We start from the raw sequence: 7,564 nt of genomic DNA, 5'->3' as shown, positions 1-7,564 counted from the left end.
CCTTGAGCAGCGCCGGCCGGCCCTCGGCCCAGCGGCCGTCGCGCACCATGCGGTCCTGTTCGACCAGGCGGCGGAAGCCGGCGAGCAGCAGCATCATGGCGTGATCGGCGACCTCCTCGATGAAGGTGTCGGGGATGTTGGTGACGGGAATGCCGCGCGCCGTGGCGGCCTTGACGTCGACGCTGTCGACGCCGACCGAGCCGAGCGTGATGACCTTGCAGGTCTCCAAGCTGTCGATGATGGTCTTGGTGATGGGGATGCCCTTGGCATAGATCGCGTCGGCATTCTTCGCGGCGGCAATGAACCCGGCTTCGTCAGCGGGCGCCTCGACGATTTCGGCGTCGATCGGATCGAGCGCCTCGCGCTCGTAGGAATAGTCGCTGCCCGCGACCGTGAAGCTCGCGCCCTTCGGCGTCACCACCCTGTATTTCGGCATTTTCTGCTCCCGATTCTGGTTTCTTGTTGTGCCCCGCCTTCGTGGCCGGCCTGTGCGTCTTTTACGCGAAATCGATGCTCTCACGTACAATCGCCGGTTGTCGAGATGGTGATAAGTTGCCGGTTTCCGCGGCTGCGTCCGGGCTTCTACGGAGGCGTGTAAGTAACTTGCTAAGGGGGCGCCCACTACAAGTTCATTCGATTTTGATCGATCTGGTCGCGTGCCCGTACCCCATTATTGCCGGAGCCATCCCGTGAAGTTGAGCAATCTGAAGATCGCCCCCAAGCTCGGCATTCTTGTCGGCGTGGCCATGCTCGGACTATGCGTCGCCGGTGTGTTGGCAGCGTACTTGATGCAACGGGAATTGCTCGATGCCCGTTTCGAGCAGACCAAAGCCATGGTCGAGATGTCGCGCAACATGGCGCTGGGTCTGCAAAAGCAGGTCGATGCCGGGCAGCTGTCCAAGGATGCGGCCATCGCGGAGTTCGTCCGTCGAGGCAGTTCGATGACCTACGACAAGGGCTCAGGCTACATCTTCGCCTATACGATGGACGGCGTCGCCGTGCTGACGCCCGACCCGAAGCAGTACGGCAGCAATCGCCTCGACATCGAAACCAACGGCCGCAAGCTCACGCGTGAGCTGCGCGACGGTATCGCTGCGAAGGGCGACGTCACGCTGCGCTACGAGTATTATCGCCCCGGCGAGAAGGAAGTTACCCGCAAGCTGTCCTACGCTGTGGCGATTCCCGGCTGGAACATGTTCGTGGGGACCGGGGCGTATCTCGACGACCTCGATGCCAAGCTGGCGCCGGTGGCCTGGCTGCTCGGTGTCTCCCTGCTCGGCATCATGCTCGTGGCCGGAGGCGTAGCTTGGCTGATCGGCCGCAGTATCAGCCGGCCGCTGAGCCTGCTCGGGACCCGCATGAAGGAGCTCGCCGACGGCAGGCTCGAGGGGGATATCCCCGGCGTTGGCCGAGGCGACGAGGTCGGCGCGATGGCCGCGACCGTGCAGATCTTCAAGACCAATGCAGAGAAAATTCGCGAGCTCGAGCAGACCGAGGCAGCGGCGCAGCAGCGCGCCGCGGCGGAACGTCGCAATGCGATGGAAGAGCTGGCCAACGACTTCGAACGTAGCGTCAACGGCATCGTCCGCACGGTCTCCTCGGCTGCGGCCGGCATGCAGACGACGGCGCAGTCGATGACCGCGACCGCCAGTGACGCCTCGTCGCGTGCGGCGACGGTCGGCGCTGCCTCGCAAAAGGCCTCCGGCAATGTGGGCACGGTCGCGGCGGCTGCCGAAGAGCTGTCGAGCTCGGTTGCGGAAATCTCCCGCCAGGTCACCCGCTCGACCGAAGTGGCGAGCCGCGCCGTCAGCGACGCCGAGCGTACCAACGCCACCGTGCAGGTGCTCTCGACCGGCGCCGAGAAGATCGGCGAGGTCGTCAAGCTGATCCATTCGATCGCCGCGCAGACCAACCTGCTCGCGCTCAACGCCACCATCGAGGCGGCTCGCGCCGGTGAATCCGGCCGCGGTTTCGCGGTCGTTGCCTCCGAGGTCAAGGCGCTCGCCAACCAGACCGCCAAGGCGACCGAGGAAATCTCCGCGCAGGTCGCGGCGATGCAGACCTCGACCAGCGACGCGGTCACGGCCATCTCCGGCATCACCCAGACGATCGCCGAGATGAGCGAGATCACCGCGGGCATTTCCGCCTCGATCGAGCAGCAGGGCGAAGCCACCCGCGAGATCGCCCGCAACATCCAGTCGGTTGCGGCCGGCTCGAACGAGATCAACTCCAATATCGGCAGCGTCACCTCGGCCGCGGAAGCGACCGGCAACGCCGCCACCGACGTGCTCACCAACGCCCGCGAGCTGGACAGCCAGTCCGGCGCGCTGCGTAGCGCGGTGGACGGCTTCCTCGCCAAGGTGCGCGCGGCGTAAGTTCTTGCACAGAATTCGTAGGGTCGGCAAAGACGCGAAGCGTCGTGCCCACCTTTTCTTTGAGTTCGCTGAAGCGTGGTGGGCACGCTCCGCTTTGCCCACCCTACGGGAGCCGTGCCCCGGACGCAGCGCACCGCTTCGCGCTGCGCCCGGGACACAGACTTCACTGTTTCTCGATCTTCGCGTTGGTGATCAGCTTCTCCCACAGCACCAGCTGCTCGTTGACGAACGTGCCGAGCTGCTCCGGCGTGCCCGAAAACGCGTCCATGCCGAGGGTGGCGAGCTGGGCCTTGATCTCGGGTTTCTCGACGATCTTCCTGATTTCGGCGTTGAGCCGCGTCACGATCTCCTTGGGCAGGCCGGCCGGGCCGAAATAGCCCTGCCACGACGAGATGTCGAAATCGGGCACGCCGGCCTCCTGCATCGAGGGCAGGTTCGGCACCAGCGGCGAGCGCTCCTTGGTGGTGACGGCGAGCGCGCGCAGCGCGTTGCCCTGGACATGCGGCAGGCCGGTCAGGATGTCCACGAACATCATCGAGACGCGGCCGCCCATGACGTCGTTGAGCGCCGGCGGCGAGCTCTTGTAGGGCACGTGCAGCAGGTCGAGCCCGGCATTGTGCGCAAAGGTCGCACCAGAGACGATCGCGGAGGACGATCCCGAGGCGTAGCTCAGCTTGCCGGGATTGGCCTTGCCATAGGCGACGAGCTCGCCGACGGTCTTGGCCGGCACCTCCGGATTGATCACCAGCATGAAGGGCAGATCGCCCGTGCGCGCGATCGGTGTGAAATCCTTAACCGGATCGTAAGTGAGGCTCTTGAGCAGATAGGGATTGGCCGAGTGCGTGGTGTTGGTGGTCACCAGCAGCGTGTAGCCGTCGGGCGCGGCTTTCGCGACATAGGTTGCGGCGAGCATGCCGTTGGCACCCGCCTTGTTCTCGATCACGATGCCGACGCCGAGCGCCTGCGACAGGTGCTGCGAGATCAGCCGCGTCGTGGTGTCGGTGCCGCTGCCGGCCGCGAACGGCAGTACCAGCGTGATGTTGCGGCTGGGGTAATTGTCGGCCTGAGCCGTGGATGCGGCGGCAAGGCACAGCGCGGCCAAGCCGACGGCACGCAGGTTTCGAATCAGCCCTGAAATCATCTGAAGACGTTCCCTCTTTTTGGTTGGCGGGGAACCTAGCGTCTCTGCGTTGAAATCGGAAGACGGGAGTTTGTCTCGTGCCCCGGACGCTGCGCGCACGACGTGATGCGCTGCAGAGCCGGGGCCCATGCCGCGGCGAACTGGGTCCCGGCTCTGCGCAGCGTCACAGCGTGCCGCAGCGCGTCCGGGACACGAGGTCGTCATCGTCCGCTGCGCGGAATTACGTCACGCCGAACCCTGGCGCGAGGCGATCACGACGCCGGCCAGCACCAGCGCGTAGCCGATCAGGTGGAACGGCTGGAGCATTTCGCCGAGCAGCAGGATCGCCATCGCCGAGCCAAACACCGGCACCAGGTGGAAGAACGGCGCCGCCCGGTTCGGCCCGATCAGCGCCACGCCGCGGTTGAAGAAGAGATAGGCCAGCGTCGAGGGAAAGATCAGAATGTAGCCCATGGTCGCCAGCGTGATCGTATCGAATTGCAGGACGCGACCGCTGGCCGCTTCCCAGATCGCCGCAGGGATCAGCATCGTCGCGCCGCAGCAGGTGGTGAAGGACAGGAAGGACAATTGATGGATCTTGGGCCGGCGCGGGATGAAGGCGGAGTAGAGCCCGAACGCCACCAGCGAGGAGGCGAACATGATGTCGCCCCTGTTGAAGCTGATGCTCGCAAGCGCGGCGAGATCGCCGCGCAGGATGATGATCAGCACGCCGAGAAGCGAAATCGCGATGCCAGCGAACTGCGCGCCCGTCAGCCGCACGCCGAACAGCACCAGTGACCACAGCGCCACGAACAGGGGACCTGCCGACTGGATCAGCAGCGCGTTCAGCGCTTCCGTGTACTGCATCGCCCAGTACGAGATCGCGTTGTTGAAGGCAAAGCCCACCAGCGACAGGAACAGCATCAGCGGCAGGCTCCTGCGCAAGGCAGGCCAGTCGCGCTTCAGGTGCGGCCGGGCGAACGGCAGCAGGATCAGGAACACCCCGAACCACCGGATCGTGGTCACCGTCAGCGGCGGCACATGCGCGCCGACATGGCGCGCGAGCACGATGTTGCCGGCCCAGAACAGCGAGCTCAGGCTGAGCAGCAGATAAGGCTGATTGTTGAGCCAACGGGCCGGATTGGAGGCCTTTGGCGCGGGCGAAGCGATCGTCATTGGCGTTGCATGCGAGCTTGCGCCGGACTGGCGTCGTGGCACAAGTCACAGCGCCGCAATGCTACAATGCAGGCAAGCCCTGAGGAGGTGCCATTGGCGGTTAATATGTTGAACATCGCGGGCCTCGAAGGGCTCGAGCAGAACGCACCGGTGGTGATGCTGAACCTGATGCGTTTCCACGCGCGCTCGCGTGACGGCGACGGATCCGGCCGGGACGCATACTTGCGCTACAGCGCCGTTACGGTGCCGATGATCAAGGCGCGCGGCGGCACCTTGCTTTGGACCGGCGAGGCCAAGGCCATCGCGCTCGGACCGCACGCCGGCAACGACTGGGATTTCGTGGCGCTGGTCTATTATCCGAGTGTTGCGGCCTTCCTGGACATGATGACCTCGGAAGCCTACGAGCGCGAGGCGGATCCGCATCGGCTCAACGGCTGTGCCGAGCATGTGATCATCGCGACCGGCGAAGCCTACAGCAAGTTCAACATCAGATAGCGCTGCGTTGTGGGTCGAAAGATTTGTAGGGTGGGCAAAGGCGTGCTCTTCGCGCGCCGTGCCGCCATCTTTCTCTCTCCCGACTGGCATGGTGGGCACGCTTCGCTTTGCCCACCCTACGAGCTCTCATTTGAATGCGCGGAGGCAGACCCCTCATCTGGCGCTTCGCCACCTTCTCCCACAAGGGAAGAAGGAAGAAACTAACTCGCCTGCTTCCTCGACGCCACGAACACGCCTGATAGCACCAACGCAAAACCGATGAAGTGGAACGCCTGCGGGTGTTCGCCCAGGAAGGCCATTGCCATGATCGAGCCGAACACCGGCACGACGTGGAAGAACGGCGCGGCGCGGTTGGCGCCGATCAGGCGCACGCCGCGATTGAAGCAGAGATAGGCGAGCGTCGATGGAAACACCGCGACGTAGAACAGCGTCAGCAGGTTCGGCCCGTCGAGCTTCATCACCGGGCGAGCGGACAATTCCCAGATCTCGAGCGGAATCAGGCAGGCGGCGCCGACCCCGAAGGTGAAGGCGAGGAACGAGAGGCCGTGCATCGGCGGCCGCTTCAAGGTCAGCACCGAATACAGCGCGAAGATGACGAGCGCGCCGATGAAGATGAGGTCGCCCTTGTTGAACTCTATGTTCGACAGCGTGGTGAAATCGCCGTGCAACAGGATCGTGAGCACGCCGCACATCGAGAGCAGCACGCCGAAGGCCTGCGCCGCTGTGAGGCGGATGCCGAGGATGGCCAGCGACCACAGCGCCACGACCAGCGGCGCGGCCGACTGCAGCAGCAGCGTGTTGAGCGCCTGGGTATGTTCCAGCGCCCAATATTGCAGCGTGTTGAAAGCACCGATGCCAGTGATCGAGAGCGTGACCATCAGGCCGAGTTTGCCGCGGATCGCGGGCCAGTCCTGGGCAAGATGCTTCCAGGCGAACGGCAGCACCAGCAGGAAGGCGAAGAACCAGCGCAGGAAGGAGAGGGTGACGGGCGGGATGTGGCCGGCGGCGAGCCGCCCGACGATGGCGTTGCCGGCCCAGCACAGCGCGGTGATGCTGAGCAGCAGATAAGGCTGGTTGGCGATCCAGTTGGGGCCGGATGTCTCCGCGCTCGTGGTCTGGCCGGTGGCGGACATTGTGATTGGTGCGGCCCCGAGTGCACCGAGGCTTCCGGCCCGGCGGGATCCGGGCCGGCTGATCGCCCGGCGCTGTCCAAAGACACGGAAATCGAGGTTGCATCAACGGGGGGCGGACGCATCGCGACCATGCACCGGCGGAGTGAGCCTCTCACGCTTTGGTCGAAGCCATTGCGCCGGTCATGAATATTGAGAGATTTTAAGGGGATATCAAAGGCTTGGAGCCGCCTCGAAGCCCTGAAAATGCCCTGTTCTTGCTTGCCTAGAGAGGCTGCTTCCTTTATCCGGTTGGGCTGCCTCGCGTGCGAACGGCCTCTGGCCGGGAATTGGGCTGGGCGCAGGCATGATTCCGGAAAAGTGGGTACCAATTTTCCGTTCGGATCGTGCCACCTACAGAGAAATCTTCGAAGGATTACCCGCGAATGGCCAATGTTGTCGTCGTCGGCGCCCAGTGGGGCGACGAAGGAAAGGGCAAGATCGTCGACTGGTTGTCGGAGCAGGCGGACATCGTCGTCCGCTTCCAGGGCGGTCATAATGCCGGCCATACGCTGGTGATCAACGGCAAGACCTACAAGCTCGCCCTGCTGCCCTCGGGCGTGCTGCGCGAACACAAGCTGTCGGTGATCGGCAACGGCGTGGTGTTCGATCCCGCCGCTTTCCTCGACGAGGTCACCAAGCTGCGCTCGCAGGGCGTCGCCGTCTCTCCGGAGAACCTGCGCGTCGCCGAGAACGTCACGCTGATCCTGCCGCTGCACCGCGAGCTCGACGCGCACCGCGAATCCGCCAACGCGGCGACCGCGATCGGCACCACCCGCCGCGGCATCGGACCGGCCTATGAGGACAAGGTCGGCCGCCGCGCCATCCGCCTGATGGACCTCGCCGATCTCGATACGCTCCCGCACAAGATCGACCGGCTGCTTGCTCACCACAACGCACTTCGCCGCGGCCTCGGCCTGCCCGAATTCGACGGCAAGGTGATCTTGAGGGAGTTGAGCGCGCTGGCGCCGGAGCTGCTGCCCTATGCCGAGACGGTGTGGCGGCTGCTCGACATCAAGCGGCGCGAAGGCAAGCGCATGCTGTTCGAAGGCGCGCAAGGCGCGCTGCTTGACGTCGACCACGGCACCTATCCCTACGTCACCTCGTCCAACACGGTGGCGGCGCAGGCGGCGACCGGCTCGGGCCTCGGACCGGGCGCGGTCGGCTATGTGCTCGGCCTGTGCAAGGCCTATACGACCCGCGTCGGCCAGGGCCCGTTCCCGACCGAG

The 7,564-nt window shown here is 64.9% G+C and carries 6 protein-coding genes and 1 pseudogene; 3 read left to right on the top strand and 4 right to left on the bottom strand.

Features of this window, described 5'->3' with window-relative positions; translation table 11 throughout:
• Positions 1–436: pseudogene (locus MOV74_RS25995) on the bottom strand (C-terminal binding protein); the annotation flags it as partial.
• Positions 437–689: 253 nt separating this feature from the next.
• Between MOV74_RS25995 and MOV74_RS25990 the strand changes: the two are divergent.
• Positions 690–2,375, top strand: coding sequence for a methyl-accepting chemotaxis protein (locus tag MOV74_RS25990; RefSeq protein ID WP_246929209.1), 1,686 nt, complete (start codon positions 690–692; stop codon positions 2,373–2,375).
• Positions 2,376–2,538: 163 nt separating this feature from the next.
• On the opposite strand, the gene MOV74_RS25985 is transcribed toward MOV74_RS25990, so the two are convergent.
• Both MOV74_RS25985 and MOV74_RS25980 read right to left on the bottom strand, forming a co-directional pair.
• Positions 2,539–3,516, bottom strand: a complete 978-nt coding sequence (locus MOV74_RS25985) for a tripartite tricarboxylate transporter substrate binding protein (RefSeq protein ID WP_246929208.1) — start codon at positions 3,514–3,516, stop codon at positions 2,539–2,541.
• A gap of 225 nt (positions 3,517–3,741) precedes the next feature.
• The gene (locus MOV74_RS25980) at positions 3,742–4,671 is read right to left on the bottom strand and encodes a DMT family transporter (protein ID WP_246929207.1); all 930 of its coding nucleotides are present in this window, start codon (positions 4,669–4,671) and stop codon (positions 3,742–3,744) included.
• A gap of 105 nt (positions 4,672–4,776) precedes the next feature.
• Between MOV74_RS25980 and MOV74_RS25975 the strand changes: the two genes are divergently transcribed.
• Positions 4,777–5,166, top strand: a complete 390-nt coding sequence (locus MOV74_RS25975) for a DUF1330 domain-containing protein (protein WP_404979174.1) — start codon at positions 4,777–4,779, stop codon at positions 5,164–5,166.
• 200 nt (positions 5,167–5,366) lie between these two features.
• On the opposite strand, the gene MOV74_RS25970 is transcribed toward MOV74_RS25975, so the two are convergent.
• Positions 5,367–6,299 carry a DMT family transporter gene (locus MOV74_RS25970; RefSeq protein WP_246929205.1) on the bottom strand — a complete coding sequence of 311 codons (933 nt, stop codon included), beginning with the start codon at positions 6,297–6,299 and terminating at the stop codon, positions 5,367–5,369.
• A 422-nt stretch (positions 6,300–6,721) separates the two neighbouring features.
• On the opposite strand from MOV74_RS25970, the gene MOV74_RS25965 reads away from it, so the two are divergent.
• A partial coding sequence (locus tag MOV74_RS25965) for an adenylosuccinate synthase (protein ID WP_246929204.1) occupies positions 6,722–7,564 on the top strand: 843 nt, incomplete at its 3' end.

Origin of the sequence: Bradyrhizobium sp. SHOUNA76 (genome assembly GCF_023006445.1) — a bacterium.
Lineage (GTDB): Bacteria > Pseudomonadota > Alphaproteobacteria > Rhizobiales > Xanthobacteraceae > Bradyrhizobium.
Note: the sequence above shows the minus strand (reverse complement) of the source record. Positions and strands in the feature narration are given on the sequence as shown.

What these genes read in the sequence shown, in the direction of transcription:
- MOV74_RS25975 (WP_404979174.1), top strand. Translation starts at nt 4,777, where the DNA reads ATGTTGAACATCGCGGGCCTCGAAGGGCTCGAGCAGAACGCACCGGTG.
- MOV74_RS25985 (WP_246929208.1), bottom strand. Translation starts at nt 3,516, where the DNA reads ATGATTTCAGGGCTGATTCGAAACCTGCGTGCCGTCGGCTTGGCCGCG.
- MOV74_RS25970 (WP_246929205.1), bottom strand. Translation starts at nt 6,299, where the DNA reads ATGTCCGCCACCGGCCAGACCACGAGCGCGGAGACATCCGGCCCCAAC.
- MOV74_RS25980 (WP_246929207.1), bottom strand. Translation starts at nt 4,671, where the DNA reads ATGACGATCGCTTCGCCCGCGCCAAAGGCCTCCAATCCGGCCCGTTGG.